The following is a 17,708-nucleotide window of genomic DNA, read 5'->3' on the forward strand; positions in this document are numbered from 1 at the left end:
CACACGCAAGCCGGAGCACCGCCGGGCGCACGGCCCGCCGGGACACTCTCCCCTGATGCCCGCGCCGGCCGCCGCCGCCCTCTTCGCGCTGGGCACCTCGTTCTTCTTCGGCGCCTTCAGCATCCTGGTGCGCCTGGGGCGCGAGCACGCCAACGCCATCACCGGGGTGTTCATCAGCCTCCTGGCGCCGCTCCCATTATTCATCGCCGCCGCCCTCTGGATGCGGGACGCCTCCTGGTGGGACGGGCGCGCCATCGGGTTCTTCATCCTGGCCGGGCTGTCGGGGCCCGCCTGCTCGCGGGTCTTCCTCTATCTCTCGCTGCACCACCTGGGCGTGGCGCGGACCATGCCGCTGACCTCGGTAACGCCGCTCTTCTCGACGATGCTGGCGGCCGCCGTCCTGGGGGAGCGGCCGGGGCCCTACGTCTGGGCGGGGACGCTCCTCATCGTGACGGGCTGCGCCGCCCTCTCCTACAAGAAGACCTCGGACACGAGCTGGTCCCGGCGCCACCTGTGGCTCATCGGGGTGAGCGTGCTGGCGGCGGCGTGGTCGTTCCTCTTCCGCAAGCTCGCCCTCACGGCGGTGAACGCCCCCGTGCTGGGGGTGACGGTCTCGAGCCTGGCGGGGCTCTTCTTCCTCTCCCTCTTCCGGCCGCTCATGCCCGCCGCCGAGCGCCCCCGGCTCCCGAACGCCAAGGCGTGGGCCTTCTACGGGAGCTGCGGGCTGCTGAACGGGGCGGGCTTCTTGACCCAGTTCTACGCGCTGGGGCTGGGGGACGTCTCGATCGTCATCCCGCTGAGCTCGACGGCGCCCTTCTTCTCGCTCCTGCTGAGCCGCCTCCTCCTGCGCGGGACCGAGCGCGTGACGAAGCTCATCGTCTGGGGCACCGTCCTCATCGTGGCGGGCGCCGCCCTCATCGCGTGGAGGCTGCGGTAACCCTGGCGCGCGGGCGGAAAAGGGAGATATCCTTGGGTCCCACACACTCACGAGGAGAGAGAATGAACGCGCCGGGGGATTTCCAGGGCCAGTGCGCCGTGGTCACGGGGGCCGCGACCGGCATCGGGGAGGCGGCGGCCCGCGAGCTGGCGCGGCGGGGCTGCGCCGTCTGCGTGATGGACATCGACGCCGGAGGGGCCGGGCGGGTGGCGGGCGCCATCCGGGAAGCGGGCGGGGAGGCCTTCGACTCCGTCACCGATTTGATGGACTGGAAGGCCACGCGAAGAGGCGTCGAGGAGGCGCACGACAAGAAGGGCCGGCTCGACATCGTGGTGCACTGCGCGGGCGGCTTCCCCGAGTACGTGAGCCTGATGGATTGCCCCGCCGAGGCGTGGGACGGGGTGGTGAACTCCAACCTGCGCTCGATGTTCTACCTGCTGAAGGCCGCGGCGCCGCTGATGATCCAGGCGCGCTACGGGCGCTTCGTCGCCCTCTCCAGCATGGCCGCCCGGAGCGGGGTGAACCCCAATCCCCCGCACTACACCGCCGCCAAGGGCGGCGTCCTCGCCCTGGCGCGCCAAGCGGCGCGGGAGCTCGCCCCCCATGGGATCACGGTGAACGCCGTCGCACCCGCCAACGTGCGCACCCCGCGCACCCTCGCCATCCGGAGCGAGGAGCGCATCCGCCACATCGAGCGGACCACCCCCGCCGGCCGCCTCTCCGAGCCCGGGGAGGTCGCCGCGGCCGTCGTCTTCCTCTGCAGCCCCGAGGCCGGCTACATCACCGGGGCGACGCTCGACGTGAACGGCGGGGCGACGATGGTGTGAGGGAGGGCGTGGCCGACTGCCAAAGGCGAGATTATTTCCTGAGATCGCCCAGCGCCCGCTCGATGGCGAGCTTGAGCCCCGGCAGTTTTTCCTTGAGGGCGCTCCAGATAATGCTCCAGTTTGTCTGAAAATAACGATGAATCAGCGTGTCCCGCAACCCCGCCATGCCTTTCCAATCAATTTCCCTGCATATTTTCTTAAAGTCGGCAGATATGTTCTTGGCCGCTTCCCCTATGATCTCAAAGCTCCTTGCGCTCGCTCGCTTGATGACCTCATCCCCAAGGAACTGCTCGTAGGTCATGTCTTGCGTCTGCTGCAGAAGGAAATTGATCTCGTCGAGAATATGCCGGAGGAATAGCTCATCCGACTTCATGCCACCGGACCTCTTTCTCCACGAAGGGCTTGAGATATTTGCTCAAGCCCTCCGGCGTGACAAGCTCGACTTTCCTGCCGGAAAGCTTCCTGAGCTGCTCATGAAGCTCCATGAAGCGGTCGAAATTGGGCTCGGAGAAATCGACGAGGAAATCCACGTCGCTCCTGGCGGTTTGCTCGTTTCGGACGAAGGAACCGAAGATGCCAATCCGCCTGACCTTGCATCTTCTCAGGAGGTCCCGGTTCGCGCGCAGGAGGGACAGCACCTCGCGCCGGGTCTGGACCTTGGCGCGCCGCGGACGGGCGACTTTCCGCTTCGCCAGGCGCTCGGGCGTCTTGGGGGCCGTCTTCCCGGGCATCTTCCCCTCCTTCCCCAAATCCGGTTCAGGTTAGCATGGATCAATGCTCCGGCGAACGCGCGCTTACCCCTCCCCCAGCGCCTCGCGTACCAGCGGAACAATCTCGCTGAATCTCTCCGCCACCCGCGCCCCCGCCCCGCGCAGGAGCCTCTTCTTGGCGGAGGGCGCGCCCACGCCTCGCTCGACGAGGGCGCCGGTGTGGCTCACGGCGGGGGGCTGGGGCATGCGCTCCATGAACTCGCCGGGGATCATGGCGACGAGGGGCTTGGTGAAGCCGCCCGAGCGGATGAAGGCGGCGGCCTCCTCCTCCCGGCCCGTGCCGGGCTCCCCGAAGAGGACGACGCACTTCGTCTCGGGGTCCTTCTCGAAGAGGGCGAGCATCTCGGCGAAGGCCGCGCCGATGAGGAGGTCCCCCCCGATGGCCACGTAGGTGCTCTGGCCGATCCCGGCCTTCGTCAGGAAGAGGCAGATCTCGGCCCCCATCCCCCCGCTCCGGCTCACGACCCCGACGGGCCCCGGGCGGAACATGAGGTGGGGCACCTCGCCCCCCGTCCCCCCCACCTTGGCCTTCCCGGGGCTCACCATCCCCTGGCTGTTCGGGCCGATGACGAGGGCCCCCGCCCGCCCCGCGCGGGCGAGGATCTCGGCCGCGTCGTGGTGGGGCACCCCCTCCGCCAGGATGTGCACGGACGGAACCCCGGCCTCGATGGCCTCCAGCGCCGCCGCCTTGGCGAAGCGCGCCGGGATGAAGAGAACCGAGAGATCGGCTTCGTGCTCCTTCAGCGCGTCCGCCACGGTGGAATAGATAGGAATCCCCTCCACCCGCTCGCCCCCCTTGCCGGGGGAGACGCCCGCCACGATTCGCGTGCCGTAGGCCGTCATGGTGGGGATGAGGCGGCGGGCCTCGCCACCGGTCGCCCCCTGCACCAGCACCCGCGTCGAGCCGTCGAGGAGGATGCTCACGCCCCGGTCCCATAGGCGCGCTTGGCGATGCGGCGGCAGACGTCCTCGAGCGAGAAGTCTTCCTCGTGCCACTCGACCCCCGGCACCTCGGCGATGAGCCGCCGCGCCTCCTCAGCCCCGGGCCCGGCGTAGCGCACGACCACGGGGAACCTCGTGTAGTCGAGCCCCGCCTCCTTCAGGCCCTGGACGATGCCCGCCACGCGAACGTTCACCCGGGCGAAGTTGCTCACGTTCGAGGCGAGCACCAGGCCCTTGAGGCCCGGCTTCCGGAGGACGGCCTTCACCATCCGGCGCATCTTCTCCTCGTAGCGGCCCGGGGTGATGTCGAAGGTGCAGGCCGGGCGGCCCCCCCGGCGGAGGAACTCCTCCAGGCTGGTGAGGCCGTAGCCCCCTCCCGAGACCATGAAGCCGACGTCGCCCTCCATCTCGCTGAAGCGGATGGCCCCGACGTGCGGATCGATGGCGTCGATCTCCCGCACTTCCTTCTCCAGGGACGTGAGGGGCCGCCAGCCGTTCCCCTGCTCCTCCCCGAGGAGGGCCTCCAGCTCCGGATGGCGGAAGAGGGCCTGATCGTCCACCTCGAAGGCGCACGAGGCGGCGACCATCCGGCCGTCCCCGAGGACAGCCAGCGGGTTCACCTCCGCCAGGCGGCCGTCCGAGGCGCGGAAGGCGGCGTAGAGGCCGCACATCGCGCGCGCGGCGGCCTCGGCCTGGGGGCCGGCGAGCCTCCCCTCGCGGGCGAGATCGAGCGCATCGAGGTAGGAGAGCCCGTCCACGATGTCGATGGGGAGCTCGCGGAGGCGGTCCGGGCGGGAGGCCGCGATCTCCTCCACGTCCATCCCGCCCTCGGCGGAGAATAGGAGGAGGGGGGACTTCGTCCGCCAGTCGAAGGTGAGCGAGACGAAGCACTCGCGCCTCATGTCGAGGGCCTCCATCACCAGGAGGCGCCGCACCGGGAAGTTGCGCACCGTCATGCCCAGGATGCGCGCCGCCTCGGCATGGGCGTGCTCCGGCGAGGCGGCGAGCTTGACCGCCCCCGCCCGGCCCCGCTTCCCGACCGGCACCAGCGCCTTGAGCACGGCCCGCCCGCCCAGGCGCCTCACGGCCGAAGCGGCCTCCTCCGCCGAGGCGGCGAGGAGGTACGAGGGCACGGGCACGCCGTGCCGCCTCAGCAGGTCGAGGGAGTCGTGCTCGAGGAGCCGGGCCAAGGGGAGTCTCCAGGATTTAGCGATGGGCGACGCGTAGGGGCGTATTGCAATACGTCCCTACAATCGATTCAGAGAGGGCATTGCTCTTCCCCCTCCCGCCGGGAGGGGGTGGGGGGAGGGAATGCACCAGAAACGTCCCCCACCCTGCCCTCCCCCGGAGGGGGAGGGAGAAACCAAGCACGATCCATTTCCTACGGCAGCGACCGCCGGAGGCATTCCTTCAGCGTGCTCCCGCAGAAAGAGCGGGCGAAGTCCTCCCCGTGGGCGCGGGCCAGGCGCCCGGCGAAGGCGGGGACGCCCCACACCCCCTTCAGCTCGCCGAAGGTGCGGTTGCCGGCCGGGCCGGGGGTGTGCGTCCCGGCGAAGTCGGTCCCGAGGCACACCTGGGCGGGCGCCACCTCGGCCAGGAAATCGATCTCCTCCATGTACCGCCCGAAGGCGGCGTAGAAGCCCGGGTGGGGCGCCAGGCCGATGAGGCCCCCCGTCTCCAGGAGCCGCCGCGCGGCCGTCCGGGGCAGCCCCCGCTCGCCGAAGGCCGGGACGGCGGCCTCGTCGAGGTGACCGTGGGAGTAATGGAGCGGGTTCCCGGTCACGAGGGCCAGGTCGATCAGGTCGTCTTTGGTCCGGTGGTTGGCGTGGGAGCAATCCACGAGAAAGCCCTTCTCCCAGGCGCGCAGGGCGAAGTCGCGGCCCAGGGGGGTGAGGCCCCGCGCAGGGTCGCCCTTGGCCCCGCCGCCCAGGGCGCTGTCCTCGTTGTAGAGGGGCCCCAGGCCGCGGAAGCCCTCATCCCACATCCAGTCGAGGAACTTGAAGTCCGCCTCGCGCTCGATGAAGTAGATGCCCTCGGCGTGGAGGACCTGGCGGCCCGTCCCCTCGAGGTCCGCCGCCCGGAGGACCAGCGTCAGCCCCGGGATCTGGCGAATGAGCCGGACGTCCTCCTCCAGGACCTTCAGCTGCTCGGCCTGGGGCGCGCCGGCCTTGCGCCCGGTGGCGCTGAATACCCCGCCCAGCCGCCGGGCGGCGGGGAGGTCGATCTGCTCGCTGAGGTAGGCCTTGTCCGGCGGGAGATTCACCATGTAGCGCAGGTCGGTGTGGAAATCCCAGATGTCGCCGAAAGCGATGGGCATCAGCGTTCCCTCCCGCTGGAGGGACCCGCCGTGATGATCTGATCGAGGCGCTCCCCCTCCACGTCCACGTCGAGCTGCATCCAGAGAGGCAGATGGTCGGAAAGCTGGTAGGTGAACTCCGCCTTGGTCATCTGGACGCCCGGGAAGAGCGGCCCGTGGCCGCCCGCGTAGAAGTCCAGCACACCCGCATGATTCGTGAAAGACTTGGTGTGGACCGGGTAGTGGAGGATCTGGTCGTAGCGCTTGTCCTTGGAGAGGTTGGAGCCGTGCTTCACCCCGCGCAGGGCCGCCGGCATCTCCAGGTCCTTGCTGGTGATGGCCTGGAAGAGCTCATCGTCCACCTTGGGGATGTTGAAGTCGCCCATGAGGATGATGTCCTTGTCGTCCGTGTACTTCTCCTTGGACCGCCGGTCGATCCACTCGGCCAGGAGCTTGAGGGGGGCGACCCGCGCCTTCTCCCCTGACCCCCAGCGGATGTGGGCGGTGATGAGCACGAAGTCGAAGTTGCCCGCGCGGAACGAGGCGATGTAGGGGCTCCTCCACCACGAGATGGCGGAGACGTACTCGCCCGATTTCGTCTTCTTCCTGGGCGGATCGGCCTCGGCCGCGAGGCCGGTGAAAACCGCCGCGCGCTTGTCGTAGACGTAGGCGATGCGCTCCCGGTTCCCCCCCGCGTCGACGATATAGTCCGAGAAGACGGCGCTCCAGTAAGGGCCCAGGATGCGGAGCACCTTCCCGAGGTCGCCGAGATTGTCCCGGACCTCGGTGACGGCGATGAGGTCGAACTGGCCCAGGATCTCCGCGATGAAATGGAGGGAGGCCTCTAGCCGCGGGGTCTTGCCGAACTCGCGGATGTTCCAGGTGGCGATGTTGAGGGCCTCGTCCAGCTTGGACGAGGGAATCTTGGCGGCCCCGATCCTCTTCTGGAGCTCCTTCAGGCCCAGGGCGATCTGCGGGGATATGTCGCCGTGGTGCATGACATCCGCCTCCCGGCCTAATACACCGCCACCAGGTCCCGCTCGTAGCTCTCGTCCTCGCCCCGGACGGCGGAGTAGAAGATGCCCTGGAGGCGCTTCGTGAGGGGGCCGGGCTTGCCGTCGCCGACGGCCACGCGGTCCACGCTCAGGATGGGCGTCACCTCCTCGGCCGAGCCGCACATGATGGCCTCGTCCGCGATGTAGAGCTCGGTGCGGTCCACGGGCCGCTCGGAGGCCGCGCCGATGGAGTTCCCGAACATCTCGAGGACGCACGAGCGCGTGACGCTCTCCAGGATGCTCTCCGTCACCGGGGGGGCGATGAGCGCTCCGTCCCGGACGATGAGGACGCAGGCGCCCGAGGACTCCGACACCTTCCCCGCCTGGTTCAGGATGACGGCGTCGTCGTAGCCGTTCACCCGGGCCTCGACTCCGGCGAGGCGGCTGTTCTGGTAGTTGGCGGTGGCCTTGACGCGCGGAGGGATGGAGTCGTCCCCGATGCGGCGCCAGCTGCTCACGCACATGTGGATGCCCCGCTCCTGGCGGGCGCGGTCCCCCCGGGGGCCGCCCGCGATGAAGGCGCAGGTGTCCACCTCCTCGGGCTTGAAGGCCTTCATGTCGAGCCGGCCCGCGTCGTCGAAGTAGACGTTCAGGCGGAAGTGGATGTCCTCGCGGAAGCCGTTGGCGCGGACCCACTCCACGATGGCGCGGCGGAAGTCTTCCCGCGAGTAAGGGGACTCCATGCGCATGATCTTCATGCTCTGCTCGAGGCGCTTGAGGTGAGGCTCGAGCTTCCAGAGGAAGAGGTTCTTCCGGCCCTCGTTCCAGTAGCCGCGGATGCCCTCGTACACGCACGAGCCTCGGAGGACGGCCTGGCTGAAGACGCTGACCTTGGCCTCCTCGCCCGCCACCACCTTCCCGTTGATCCAGACCTTGTTGTGCGGATATTTGGGCACGCGCGCCTCCCCGTATGGTTCCAAGCCGCCATGATTGAAGGGGTTGCGCAGCGAGCCTAGAGGGCGCGGGCGGGGCTGTCAAGGCGGGGGCTTGTTGCGTCATTCCGAGGGAGCGCAGCGACCAAGGAATCTACGGGGGTGGCGACACGCGAAGATTCCTCGCTTCGCTCGGAATGACGGCCGAACCGTTAGGTTGGCTCTTACCCTTTCTTCTTGACGCACGCGCCCCCGCGGCGTAGCGTCAGCGGGATTCCATCCTTCACATCTTCCACGAGGAGGCCCCCATGGCCCGGCCCGCCGCCCCGCCCAAGCTCGAGGACGCCTACGCCGAGGCCCTGCCCGCCTCGCGGGCCCTCTTCGAGCGCGCCCGCCGCCTCTTCCCGGACGCCGTCACCCACGACGTGCGCCGGATGCAGCCCTTCCCCCTCTACGTCGAGCGGGCCGAGGGCGCCCTCAAGTGGGACGCGGACGGCAACCGCTACATCGATTACTGGATGGGCCACGGCGCCCTCCTCCACGGCCACAACCCGCCCCTCGTCCGGGACGCCGCCCGCGAGCAGCTCATGCGGGGCACCCACTACGGGGCCTCCCACGAGAAGGAGATCGAGTGGGCCGAGTGGGTGTGCCGGCTCGTCCCGAGCGCCGAGCGGGTGCGCTTCACCGCCTCGGGCACCGAGGCCACCCACATGGCGCTGCGCCTGGTGCGCGCCTTCACCGGCAAGCGCCACATCGTCAAGTTCGCGGGCCACTTTCACGGCTGGCACGAGGGCCTGGAGATCGGCGTCCACCCGCCCTACGAGGCCGAGCCCGAGGCGGGCCAGCTCCCCGAGGTGGTGGCGCTGGTCACGGTGCTGCCCCCGAACGACCTGGCCGCGGTCCGGGCCCGGCTCTCGAAGGGCGACGTGGCCGCCGTCATCGCCGAGCCCACGGGGAGCCACTTCGGCGCCGTGCCCATGCCGGCCTCCTTCCTGCACGGGTTGCGCGAGGAGACCCGGAAGGCGGGCGCGCTCCTCATCTTCGACGAGGTGGTGACGGGCTTCCGGGTGGCCCCGGGCGGGGCCCAGGAGAAGATCGGGGTGAGGCCCGACGTGACCACCCTCGCCAAGATCCTCTCGGGGGGCCTCCCGGGCGGGGCCGTCTGCGGGCGCGAGGACGTGCTGGCTTATCTCGCCACCAAGCCCGACCCGGAGGAGAACCGCCGCAAGAAGATCTCCCACCACGGCACCTTCAACGGCAACCCCCTCTCGGCGGCGGCCGGCGCCGCCATGCTGGCCTCGGTGGCGGACGGCTCGGCCATCCGCCTGGCGAACCAGCAAGCCGCCCGGCTGCGCCACGGGATGAACGAGGCCCTGGCCCGGGAGAAGGTGGCCTGGAAAGTGTACGGAGAGCACAGCGACTGGAAGATCTTCTTCGGCGCGGACGCCCCGCCCCGGGACGGCGCGGATCAGGACGTGAGCCGGGTGGACTGGCGCCGCCTGGACGCCCGCCATCCCGCCAAGAGCCGGGCGCTGCGCCAGGCCCTCATCCTGAACGGGGTGGACTTCAACGGGGGCCGCGCCCTGGTGAGCACCGCCCACACCGACGAGCTCATCCACGAGACCCTCGCCGCCTTCGAGGCCGCGATCAAGACGGTGAAGGAGGAGGGGCTGGCGTAGGGGATTTTGCTAGAGAGGGATTTGGTCAGCCCGCGCGCTTACCAGAATCCGCCGAGATGGCCCACCGCTTCGCCAGGGCCGCCATCGCCGCCTCGTGCTCCGACCAGTCGTGCAGGGTCGCGGGATCGAAGTCCGCCCCGTTGGGCCAGACCAGGGTGTGGACCTCTGGGTCCAGCGACACCGCGTTGAACACCCGGGGGTCCCGCAGCGGCCCGTAGAGCTCGCCTTCCAGGACCGGGCGGAAATCAATCGTGCGCGAGAGCCCGTCGGCAAACTCGACGCGGAGGCGGTACGGCCCGGCGATCTCGAACGACGTCACCTTGTGCACCGGATGGGTCATGGCTCCGCCTCCTAACGAAGCGGCTCTATTTTGAGTGGCGGACGGCCCTCCTGCAGCCGCTCCCAGTCATCGAGAAGCTACCGCCGATGAATCTCGGCCCATGCCTCCACGCGCCGCGTTGCGTGCGCGGCAAATCCCCGCTGAGAAGTTCGATTACATCGACGGCGAAGATTCCCACCTCCTCCTGGTAATGGCATGAAAATGCGGCCGATGATGCGGCGCCGCGGGCTCGGCGAACATGCGGATGATGATCCCGAAGAACCGGGCGATTTCCGACGCCCCCCTAAGTGTAACATCCAAGGAATCGGGTAAAAATTCGCCCTTGACATGCAACCTTTCGGTTGCATATATTACAAAAATGATCAGAGTTACCGAGGCAACAGACAAGGTTTTCAAGGCGCTCGCCGATCCGAGCCGGAGGGAGTTGCTCGACCGCCTGCACGCGAACAACGGCCAAACTCTGAGCGAACTCTGCGCCGACCTGGACATGACGCGGCAGGCGGTGGCCAAGCACCTCGCGCTGCTGGAGGCGGCCAACCTCGTCGCCACGGCATGGCGCGGCCGCGAGAAGCTGCACTACCTCAACCCGGTGCCCATCCACGAGATCTACGAGCGCTGGATCGGCAAGTACGAGCGCCACCGGCTGCGCGTACTCCATGAACTCAAAAAGGGCATCGAAGAGAAGGATGAATAAGCTCGGCTTTGTCTATGTGACTTACATCGCGACCACCCCGGAGAAGCTGTGGGAGGCTTTGACCAGCGGCGACTTCACCCTTCTGTACTATTGGAGCGGGCGCCGCGTTCAGTCCGTATGGATGCCGGGTTCTCCCGTGAGGCATACCAAGGAAGACGGGTCGTTGGACTGGCAGGGGGAAGTGCTCCAGGCGGATCCACCGAAGCTGCTGTCCTACACATTCGATGTCGCGATGGGTGGCGAGGGACGCCGCGAACGGCCGTCACGGGTAACCTTCGAAATCATTCCGTTCATGGGTCATGTGAAGCTGACACTCACGCACGGCGGCTTCGAGCCCGGGAGCAAGGTGCTCCCGGGAATCAGCCGGGGATGGCCCGCGATCCTGTCGAGCCTCAAGAGCCTGCTCGAAGGTGGGAAGGCACTCTTTCCTTTACTAACTAACTGTAGGTAATCCCAGGCGGGTTGAAGAGACGCGCCGAGAAGGACAACGCATGAATGCAGATCAACATAAGCCCAAGAGCATCTACGTCACCTACATCGGCACGACACCCGAGAAGCTATGGACGGCGCTGACCGGCGCCGAATTCACGAAACAGTATTTCTTCGGCGGGCGCATGGAGTCGGACTGGAAGGTGGGTTCGCTCTGGAGGCTATTGATGGAGGACGGCCGGGTGGCCTCGCAAGGCAAGGTGCTGGAATGTGATCCGCCACTCCGGCTCTCGATCTCCTGGCACGAGGAATTCGGGCACTTGCCCGAGGCGATCATCACGTTTCAGATCGATCCCCTGGGCGAGGTCGTGCGGCTCACGATGACCGAATCCAACCCAGAGCCCATCAACGACAAGCTCGTGGAGGGCGGGCACCGCAGCTGGCCGGTGATCTTGAGCGGGCTGAAGAACCTTCTGGAGACGGACCGCCCGCCGTCGAAGTTCGACATGTCGGCCTAGCGGGAGCACCACCGCTATCCAAGCTGAATGCGCAGGTTCACTCCGCCAGCCGGTGGCGGCGATCCCGGCGGGAGCGGGTCTCGGGCGGAGGAACCGTCCCGTCGGGCGCGCGCCAGTAGTCCCGCTGCGCGCGGAAGGGCGCCAGCACCAGGCTCCAGAAGCGGTTGTCCTCGGGGCGCGCGTAGCCCGGCACCCCGATCACGAGGTTCGCCTGCGGGATGTCCAACCCGATGCTGCGGTGGAGGCGGTCCCACCACGAGAAGACGACGGAGTAGTTCGAGTTCGTCTCGCCGCGCACCTGGGAGTGGTGGATGCCGTGCATCCGCGGGGTGACGAGCACCCAGCTCAGGGCGCGCTCGATCCCGATGGGGAGCCGCACGTTGCTGTGGTGGAAGAGGGTGTTCGCCTGGAAGGCCAGCTCGTAGGCCAGGTAGGTCCAGGCCGAGAGGCCGATGGCCGTCACCTGCACCACCCGGAAGGCGGCCGAGAGGACCACCTCGCCGAAGTGGAAGCGGAAGCCCGTCGAGACGTCCAGGTCCGGGTCCAGGTGATGCACGTTGTGGAAGCGCCAGAGGAGGGGGACGCGGTGGTTCAGCACATGCCAGTAGTAGAAGCTCAGGTCCATCAGCAAAAACCCCAGGAGGGGACGGGCCCCCTCGGGGATGAAGGGGAAGTGGAGAAACCCGAAGGCGCGCTCGTCCGCCCACTGGAGCCACGAGGCCCCCGCGGGGCGCACGACGAGCGCCGCCGTCAGGAAGGCCAGGGCCGAGAACACCAGGTTCAGCGCGAGCCGCGGCAGGAGGGCCCGCATGGGCGGGCGCAGGGGGAACCGCCGCTCCACCAGCACCAGGATCAGGAACAGCCCGGCCACCCCGCCCGCGGTGTAGATGGGAATGTCAGGCATCCGGCAGGCCTCCCTAGATATACCTCTGGAACAAAATCATCGCCCCGAGCGTGAGGCTCACGAGGAGGCCCACGGAGGGCCGGCTCGCCTGCTCGTAGGCCTCGGGCAGGAGCTCGAGGAAGACCATGAAGACCATGGCCCCCGCCGCGAACCCAAGGCCGTAGGGGAGCACGGGCCGGAAGGCCTCGACGAAGAGGAAGGCCGGCACGGCCATGAGGGGCTGGGGCAGCGAGGAGAAGACGCTCCAGAGGGCGCAGGAGAGGACGCTCGCCCCCTTGGGGCGCATGACGGCGCTGATGGCCAGGCCCTCGGGGATATTGTGGACCGCGATGGCGATGGTGATGAGGGCGGCCAGGGCCTCGCCGCCCCCGAAGGCCACGCCCACCGCCACCCCCTCGGAGAAGGAGTGGACGGTCATCACGGCGATGATGAGGAAGATCTGCTTCGCCCCCGCCCCCTTGACGGCGCCGAAGTCCATGTCGTGGTGGTGCAGCATCCGCCCCGCCACGAGGATGAAGACCACGCCGATGCCCGCCCCCGCCAGGGTCTGGACGGCCCCGTGCGCGGTGCCCTCGATGAGGAGGCCGAAGCTCGCGCCCAGCATGAGGCCCGCCGCCACGGCGTTGGCGTAGGCCACCACGCGGCCAGAGACGTTCCGCACGAAGAGGAAGGGCAGCGCCCCCAGCCCCGTCGCCACGGCGGTGACGGAGGCGTAGAGGAAGACGAGGAGCACCTGGTTCCAGTCCGGCATCATGGCCTCACACCGCAGGGATGGCCTGCATGCGTTCCGTAGGGGCGTATTGCGATACGCCCCTGCGAAATCCTTCGGCGCGTCTATCGCAGGAGGTGCCCCCCTGCAGACCCGGCGCCGCGCGTTCTCCCCCCTCTCCCAGGGGGAGAGGGAGAACCGTGGGAGCGCACGGACTCTACGCTCCTGCCGAATCGCCTCCTTCCGCGAAATCCCCCCCCCTACGCGAAGAACCCCTTGAGGAGGATCACCATCCCCGTCGAGAAGCTCACGGCGGCGGCCACCCAGGTGTGGCTCGCCTGCCGGTAGGAGTCCGGGAGGAGCTCGGTCAGGACGAGGTAGGCCAGCGCCCCCGCCGCGAAGCCCAGCGCCCAGGGCAGCAGGCCCCGCGCGGCGCTCACCACGGCGAAGGCGGTCACCGCGAGGAGGATCTGGGGCACGTTCGTGATGACGCAGAGGAGCGCCGCCTCCCCCAGCCGGACCTCCCGCCTCAGGAGGACCGAGGTCAGCGTGACCGCCTCGGCGATGTTGTGCACGGCCAGCGAGAGGGCGAGGAAGACGCCCATCCGCGTGCTCAGCGCCATCCCCGCCCCGATGGCCACCCCCTCCGAGGCGGAGTGGAGGGCGTTCAGGAGCACGATCTTGTAGCCCAGCCCCGGCGGTATCTCCCCGGAGGGGATGCTCTCCATCTCTCCGGTCCGGGAGAACCAGTGGGTCCAGTAGGTGTAGAGCACCCCCAGCGCCGCCCCGCTCATCAGGACCACGGCGGAGTGGCCCTTATCCTTCAGGCCCGCCTCGAGGAGAAGATAGCCCGCCCCCAGCATGAGGCCCGAGGCCAGGGCGTAGGCCATCCCCAGGGTGCGCATCGGCACCCGGCCCAGGGCGAGGAAGGGCACCGCCCCGCCCGCGGCCGTGGCGGCCGCGACGGCCGAAAAGAGCAGGACGACCAGCACCGGATCGGAGGGAATGATGGCGGACCCTCGTTCGCTCGGGGCATTCCGCGGGCCGAGAGGAAAATCTCCTCCCTTCATACCCTTTCGGGAGGCGGGCCGCCACCCCGGCCCCCTTCCCCCCCGGCCGCATTCCCCCTCCATGCAATACGAATCGACTTTAAGCGTAATTAGCTAAGTAACTAAAATCACCTTCGAATCCATTTCAGATCAACTTCGCTCTTGTCTTTCGTTTTTTATTCGCCTAAACTGGATTCGACCGCCCCCCATCGGAGACGCGCCCATGCTCACCCAGAAGACACTCCACAAGCTCGCCGTCCTCGGCGGCCAGTCCTTCGACGACCGCGAGGGCCTCCCCCGCGCCGGCTTGCCCCGCCACTTCCCCGGCTCGGACACCCCCGCTATCTTCCCCATCGTCCTCTCGGGCCAAGTCATGCCGCTGCTCTCGACCATGATGACGAACGCCTGTAGCTACGACTGCGCCTACTGCCCCATGCGCGCCTCGCGCGACATGCCCCGCTACGCCTTCTCCCCCGAGGAGCTGGCCGGGGCCTTCACGGCCCTCCGCCAGGACGGGCGGGCCGAGGCCCTCTTCCTCACGAGCGGGGTGCCCGGCAGCGGGGTAAAGGGGGTGGACCGCATGATCGCGGCGGCCGAGATCCTCCGCGGGAAGCACGGCTTCGAGGGCTACATCCACCTCAAGATGCTCCCCGGCGCCGAGCCCGCCCAGATCGAGCGCGCCGCCCGGCTCGCCACCCGCCTCTCGATCAATCTCGAGGCCGCCACCGAGCCGGGCCTCCGCGCCATGGCCCCCGAGAAGGAGCTGGCGGAGGACCTCCTCCCCGCCCTCCGGCGCATGGGGGCGATGGCCCGCGAGCGCCGCCTGGAGGCGCGGGAGCGGCGCCCGGGGGGCGCCCCCCTCTCCCGGGGTCCCCAGGCGGCGGGCCGCCTGGGGTGGCCCGGCGGGAGCGCCCTCGCCGCGGGCGTCACCACCCAGTTCATCGTGGGGGCGAGCGGGGAGAGCGACGCCCAGGTGCTCCGGGCCTCCCACGCCCTCCAGCGCGAGGGCCTGCTGCACCACTCCCACTTCAGCGCCTTCGTGCCCGTCGAGCAGACCCCGATGGAGGGGGCGCCCGCCGAGCCCAAGCTCCGCGAGCACCGCCTCTACCAGGCGGAGCACCTCCTGCGCGAGTACCGCTTCCCCTTCGAGGAGCTCCCCCTCGGGGAGACAGGGGACCTTCCCCTGGACGAGGACCCCAAGCTGGCCTGGGCGCGGCGCCACCCGGAGTTCTTCCCGGTCGAGATCACGACGGCGGGCCTGGAGGCCCTCCTGCGGGTGCCGGGGGTGGGGCCGGTCTGGGCGAAGCGGCTGGTCGAGGCGCGGCGGAGGGTGCATCTCAGGGGCTTCGAGGACCTGGCGCGGCTGGGCAAGATCCGCCGGAGCGCGGCCGGCTGGCTCACCCTCCGCGGCAGGCGCCTGGGCCCGGCCCCGGCGCGGGAGTCCCAGATGCCGCTCCTCCTCCCGCGCGAGCCCAAGCGCCCGAGCCGGCCCTCCCAGCGGGACCTGCCGCCCTGCGCGTTCCGGTGAGGAGAAAGGACGGGTTTGAGGCCTCCGTCCGGCGCCGGGTGCCGGGCGCGGCGGTATAATAGGAGAAGCGATTTTTCCCGAACCCAGGAGGCACCGCCATGAAGAAGATCGACCGGATCATCCTCGCCGTGATCGCCGCCGCCCTGACAGTGATTGCCATGAATCCGTGGGTGGCGCCGGGGTATGTGAGCGCGCAGGGGGGGAAGGTTGACGTGAATATCGCAGAATTCGGCCTAAAAGCTTTGGATCCCCCCGACATTGGAGGTCGCCGTCTGCCGGGCATTCCGGTGATCATCTTGAACAAGTAGGGAATCGAGGAGGGAAATTCTTGCCGGGCCGTCGCATCCGGACCGGGCCAGCGGGTCGCCTTGAGCCAGGGCCGGAGGCCCTCCCCCTCGCCGCCTGAAAATTTCCTCCCTGAGCATGAACCTGCGTGAAATTGCCGCAAATTGCGGTAAATGGTCTTTACCCCCGCCAGCTTATATTTCCCTCCGTCCGGCGCCGGGCGCGGCGGTAGAATAGGGGAAGCGATTTTCCCCAATCCCAAGGAGGTACCGCCGTGCAGAAGATCGACCGGGTCATCCTCGCTGTGATCGCCGCCGCCCTGACCGTGATCGCCGTGAATCCGTGGATTGCGCCGGGGTATGTGAGCGCGCAGGGGGGAAGGATGGATGTGAATATAGTTGAAGTTAGTGGAAAACCTTTGGCTTATCATGATGTTGTGGGCCGTCTGCCGGGCATTCCGGTGATCATCTTGAACAAGTAGAGAATCGAAGGAGTCCCCCCATGGCCTCGCAGCAGAACCGGATCGATATCGACATCCAGATCCAGGGCAACGCGCAGCTGCAAGTCAAGCAGCTGGGCGGCGTCATGGCGCAGATGGAAAGGGATGTGAAGAGAGCCCAGGCGAGCCTGGACAGCTACGATGCCGAGCTCCAAAAGCTCGCGAAGACGTACCAGGAGGCCATCGGGAAGATCAAGCCCTCCGCCCTGGAGAGGATGCGTCTCGCCATCCAGGAGTTGCAGGCCGGCTACGTGGAAGGCATGGGGGAGATGACGGAGGAAACCCTCACCTTCGCCGAGGTCCTGGAGCGGGCGCGCCTACATAGTGAAGATGTTGCTTTTTCGATGGGAAGAGCATGGGAGGGATTCAGCGAAAAATTCAAAAAGACTTTTACTGATCAGGCCGAGTTTGCGTTAAAAGCTGGGGAAAAAGCTTTCGACAATCTCCATAAAACCCTCGACGAGGGCCTCACCAAGGTCTTCACCACCGCCTTCACCAAGAACACCGACAAGACCCTCAAGGCCTGGGACAAGTTCGTCGAGCAGATGGAGGGCTCCTTCTACGCGTCCCTGGGCCGCATGGCCTCGGCCATCGTCCAGGAGAACCTCCTCGCCCCCGCCTTCAAGCTGGCCCAGGATTCTGTGAGCACCCTCCTCGGCGCAGGCAAGAACCTCCTGGGCCTCGCCCAGGGGGGCCTCGTCACCAAGCCCACCCTGGCCGTGGTGGGGGAGGCGGGGCCCGAGCTCGTGATTCCCCTCAAGGCGGCCGGGGAGTTCGTGAAGGATGCCCTGGTCGAGGCGGCCGGGCGGGAAGCCGTCAAGGACATCGCCGCCGAGGCCGGGCTGGCCGAGGGCCTCGAGGCCGCCGCCTCGGCCGGGACGGCCGCCGCCGCCGCGACCTCGGCCACGCTGTTCGTCTTCGTGGACGCCATGAACCAGGGCGCCGCCACCCGGCTGGCCGGGGACCTCCTCTTCGGCCAGAGGGGCAGCCCGGGAATCGTCAACCAGGGCCTCGCCGCCATCGGCCTCAAGGCCTTCGGCAAGAAAAACGTCTCCCCCGAGGAACACGGGCGGGCAAACCTCGAGTCCATCCGCCAGATGACGCGGGACTTCCCGGGCTTCTACGAGGCCGAGACCCTGATCGCCGTGACGGGCGGGAACCCCTTCCTGGCGCGCGAGCTCATGGGGGCGGCCGGGGCCTTCCGGGACCTCGACGTGGGGGGCGACGCCGCGGGGCGCTTCATCACCGGGCCCTCCCTCAGGCTCCTGGGCGAGAGGGGGCCCGAGCATGTCTTGAACGTGGACTCCGAGCCCTCGGTGCGGGCGCTCAGGGAGGGCCTCCGGCCGGTCATACGCGAGCTCTTCGAGGAGGAGCG

At 68.4% G+C, this 17,708-nt stretch carries 21 protein-coding genes; 10 read left to right on the top strand and 11 right to left on the bottom strand.

Going from position 1 to position 17,708, the window contains the following annotated elements; translation table 11 throughout:
* Positions 1-55: 55 nt before the first annotated feature.
* Both HYZ11_18965 and HYZ11_18970 read left to right on the top strand, forming a co-directional pair.
* Entirely contained in the window at positions 56-937 is an 882-nt protein-coding gene (locus HYZ11_18965; GenBank protein ID MBI3129693.1) for a DMT family transporter, read from the top strand.
* Positions 938-999: 62 nt separating this feature from the next.
* On the top strand, positions 1,000-1,764 hold the full coding sequence (locus tag HYZ11_18970; GenBank protein MBI3129694.1) for an SDR family oxidoreductase: 765 nt from the start codon (positions 1,000-1,002) through the stop codon (positions 1,762-1,764).
* A 31-nt stretch (positions 1,765-1,795) separates the two neighbouring features.
* Here the strand turns inward: HYZ11_18970 and HYZ11_18975 are convergent, their stop codons facing one another.
* The 7 genes from HYZ11_18975 to ilvE all read right to left on the bottom strand — a co-directional run bounded on the left by HYZ11_18975 (position 1,796) and on the right by ilvE (position 7,723).
* Positions 1,796-2,137 carry a DUF86 domain-containing protein gene (locus HYZ11_18975; protein ID MBI3129695.1) on the bottom strand — a complete coding sequence of 114 codons (342 nt, stop codon included), beginning with the start codon at positions 2,135-2,137 and terminating at the stop codon, positions 1,796-1,798.
* Positions 2,124-2,495: a nucleotidyltransferase family protein gene (locus HYZ11_18980; protein ID MBI3129696.1), complete on the bottom strand. Its 372-nt coding sequence runs from the start codon at positions 2,493-2,495 to the stop codon at positions 2,124-2,126. Before HYZ11_18980 ends, HYZ11_18975 begins: the two co-directional genes overlap by 14 nt.
* A 63-nt stretch (positions 2,496-2,558) precedes the next feature.
* Positions 2,559-3,458, bottom strand: coding sequence for a CoA-binding protein (locus tag HYZ11_18985; protein ID MBI3129697.1), 900 nt, complete (start codon positions 3,456-3,458; stop codon positions 2,559-2,561).
* On the bottom strand, positions 3,455-4,666 hold the full coding sequence (locus HYZ11_18990; protein ID MBI3129698.1) for an acetate--CoA ligase family protein: 1,212 nt from the start codon (positions 4,664-4,666) through the stop codon (positions 3,455-3,457). The genes HYZ11_18985 and HYZ11_18990 overlap by 4 nt, the downstream gene beginning before the upstream one ends.
* Positions 4,667-4,857: 191 nt before the next feature.
* Positions 4,858-5,793 (bottom strand): membrane dipeptidase, encoded by a 936-nt coding sequence (locus HYZ11_18995; GenBank protein MBI3129699.1) that lies wholly within the window; start codon positions 5,791-5,793, stop codon positions 4,858-4,860.
* Complete coding sequence (locus HYZ11_19000; protein MBI3129700.1) at positions 5,793-6,770, bottom strand: endonuclease/exonuclease/phosphatase family protein; 978 nt, start codon at positions 6,768-6,770, stop codon at positions 5,793-5,795. The genes HYZ11_18995 and HYZ11_19000 overlap by 1 nt, the downstream gene beginning before the upstream one ends.
* 17 nt (positions 6,771-6,787) lie before the next feature.
* Entirely contained in the window at positions 6,788-7,723 is a 936-nt protein-coding gene (ilvE, locus tag HYZ11_19005) for a branched-chain-amino-acid transaminase (GenBank protein MBI3129701.1), read from the bottom strand.
* 284 nt (positions 7,724-8,007) lie between these two features.
* Here ilvE and HYZ11_19010 point away from each other — a divergent pair, with 284 nt between their 5' ends.
* Complete coding sequence (locus tag HYZ11_19010) at positions 8,008-9,378, top strand: aminotransferase class III-fold pyridoxal phosphate-dependent enzyme (GenBank protein ID MBI3129702.1); 1,371 nt, start codon at positions 8,008-8,010, stop codon at positions 9,376-9,378.
* Positions 9,379-9,403: 25 nt separating this feature from the next.
* On the opposite strand, the gene HYZ11_19015 is transcribed toward HYZ11_19010, so the two are convergent.
* Entirely contained in the window at positions 9,404-9,718 is a 315-nt protein-coding gene (locus HYZ11_19015) for a DUF2442 domain-containing protein (GenBank protein MBI3129703.1), read from the bottom strand.
* Between the two features lie 358 nt (positions 9,719-10,076).
* Between HYZ11_19015 and HYZ11_19020 the strand changes: the two genes are divergently transcribed.
* The 3 genes from HYZ11_19020 to HYZ11_19030 are packed head-to-tail and all read left to right on the top strand — an operon-like array spanning position 10,077 to position 11,359.
* Positions 10,077-10,412: a helix-turn-helix transcriptional regulator gene (locus HYZ11_19020; GenBank protein ID MBI3129704.1), complete on the top strand. Its 336-nt coding sequence runs from the start codon at positions 10,077-10,079 to the stop codon at positions 10,410-10,412.
* Positions 10,405-10,863, top strand: coding sequence for an SRPBCC family protein (locus HYZ11_19025; protein ID MBI3129705.1), 459 nt, complete (start codon positions 10,405-10,407; stop codon positions 10,861-10,863). The genes HYZ11_19020 and HYZ11_19025 overlap by 8 nt, the downstream gene beginning before the upstream one ends.
* 40 nt (positions 10,864-10,903) lie before the next feature.
* The gene (locus HYZ11_19030; GenBank protein ID MBI3129706.1) at positions 10,904-11,359 is read left to right on the top strand and encodes an SRPBCC family protein; all 456 of its coding nucleotides are present in this window, start codon (positions 10,904-10,906) and stop codon (positions 11,357-11,359) included.
* Between the two features lie 37 nt (positions 11,360-11,396).
* Here HYZ11_19030 and HYZ11_19035 read toward each other — a convergent pair whose 3' ends face one another.
* The 3 genes from HYZ11_19035 to HYZ11_19045 all read right to left on the bottom strand — a co-directional run bounded on the left by HYZ11_19035 (position 11,397) and on the right by HYZ11_19045 (position 13,964).
* A complete protein-coding gene (locus HYZ11_19035) occupies positions 11,397-12,263 on the bottom strand; it encodes a sterol desaturase family protein (protein ID MBI3129707.1) in 867 nt (288 codons plus the stop codon).
* A gap of 13 nt (positions 12,264-12,276) precedes the next feature.
* Positions 12,277-13,017 (bottom strand): ZIP family metal transporter, encoded by a 741-nt coding sequence (locus HYZ11_19040; GenBank protein MBI3129708.1) that lies wholly within the window; start codon positions 13,015-13,017, stop codon positions 12,277-12,279.
* A 215-nt stretch (positions 13,018-13,232) separates the two neighbouring features.
* Positions 13,233-13,964, bottom strand: a complete 732-nt coding sequence (locus tag HYZ11_19045) for a ZIP family metal transporter (protein MBI3129709.1) — start codon at positions 13,962-13,964, stop codon at positions 13,233-13,235.
* A gap of 280 nt (positions 13,965-14,244) precedes the next feature.
* On the opposite strand from HYZ11_19045, the gene HYZ11_19050 reads away from it, so the two are divergent.
* The 4 genes from HYZ11_19050 to HYZ11_19065 form a co-directional block, all read left to right on the top strand.
* The gene (locus tag HYZ11_19050) at positions 14,245-15,549 is read left to right on the top strand and encodes a radical SAM protein (protein MBI3129710.1); all 1,305 of its coding nucleotides are present in this window, start codon (positions 14,245-14,247) and stop codon (positions 15,547-15,549) included.
* Between the two features lie 98 nt (positions 15,550-15,647).
* Positions 15,648-15,857: a hypothetical protein gene (locus tag HYZ11_19055; protein ID MBI3129711.1), complete on the top strand. Its 210-nt coding sequence runs from the start codon at positions 15,648-15,650 to the stop codon at positions 15,855-15,857.
* A gap of 251 nt (positions 15,858-16,108) precedes the next feature.
* Positions 16,109-16,315, top strand: coding sequence for a hypothetical protein (locus HYZ11_19060; GenBank protein MBI3129712.1), 207 nt, complete (start codon positions 16,109-16,111; stop codon positions 16,313-16,315).
* A gap of 20 nt (positions 16,316-16,335) precedes the next feature.
* Positions 16,336-17,708, top strand: a 1,373-nt coding sequence (locus tag HYZ11_19065) for a hypothetical protein (protein ID MBI3129713.1), incomplete at its 3' end; no start/stop codon positions are given.

Source organism: Candidatus Tectomicrobia bacterium (assembly GCA_016192135.1).
GTDB lineage: Bacteria > UBA8248 > UBA8248 > UBA8248 > UBA8248 > 2-12-FULL-69-37.

What these genes read in the sequence shown, in the direction of transcription:
- HYZ11_18965 (MBI3129693.1), top strand. Translation starts at nt 56, where the DNA reads ATGCCCGCGCCGGCCGCCGCCGCCCTCTTCGCGCTGGGCACCTCGTTC.
- HYZ11_18970 (MBI3129694.1), top strand. Translation starts at nt 1,000, where the DNA reads ATGAACGCGCCGGGGGATTTCCAGGGCCAGTGCGCCGTGGTCACGGGG.
- HYZ11_18975 (MBI3129695.1), bottom strand. Translation starts at nt 2,137, where the DNA reads ATGAAGTCGGATGAGCTATTCCTCCGGCATATTCTCGACGAGATCAAT.
- HYZ11_18980 (MBI3129696.1), bottom strand. Translation starts at nt 2,495, where the DNA reads ATGCCCGGGAAGACGGCCCCCAAGACGCCCGAGCGCCTGGCGAAGCGG.
- HYZ11_18995 (MBI3129699.1), bottom strand. Translation starts at nt 5,793, where the DNA reads ATGCCCATCGCTTTCGGCGACATCTGGGATTTCCACACCGACCTGCGC.
- HYZ11_19000 (MBI3129700.1), bottom strand. Translation starts at nt 6,770, where the DNA reads ATGCACCACGGCGACATATCCCCGCAGATCGCCCTGGGCCTGAAGGAG.
- HYZ11_19010 (MBI3129702.1), top strand. Translation starts at nt 8,008, where the DNA reads ATGGCCCGGCCCGCCGCCCCGCCCAAGCTCGAGGACGCCTACGCCGAG.
- HYZ11_19015 (MBI3129703.1), bottom strand. Translation starts at nt 9,718, where the DNA reads ATGACCCATCCGGTGCACAAGGTGACGTCGTTCGAGATCGCCGGGCCG.
- HYZ11_19020 (MBI3129704.1), top strand. Translation starts at nt 10,077, where the DNA reads ATGATCAGAGTTACCGAGGCAACAGACAAGGTTTTCAAGGCGCTCGCC.
- HYZ11_19025 (MBI3129705.1), top strand. Translation starts at nt 10,405, where the DNA reads ATGAATAAGCTCGGCTTTGTCTATGTGACTTACATCGCGACCACCCCG.
- HYZ11_19030 (MBI3129706.1), top strand. Translation starts at nt 10,904, where the DNA reads ATGAATGCAGATCAACATAAGCCCAAGAGCATCTACGTCACCTACATC.
- HYZ11_19035 (MBI3129707.1), bottom strand. Translation starts at nt 12,263, where the DNA reads ATGCCTGACATTCCCATCTACACCGCGGGCGGGGTGGCCGGGCTGTTC.
- HYZ11_19040 (MBI3129708.1), bottom strand. Translation starts at nt 13,017, where the DNA reads ATGATGCCGGACTGGAACCAGGTGCTCCTCGTCTTCCTCTACGCCTCC.
- HYZ11_19050 (MBI3129710.1), top strand. Translation starts at nt 14,245, where the DNA reads ATGCTCACCCAGAAGACACTCCACAAGCTCGCCGTCCTCGGCGGCCAG.
- HYZ11_19055 (MBI3129711.1), top strand. Translation starts at nt 15,648, where the DNA reads ATGAAGAAGATCGACCGGATCATCCTCGCCGTGATCGCCGCCGCCCTG.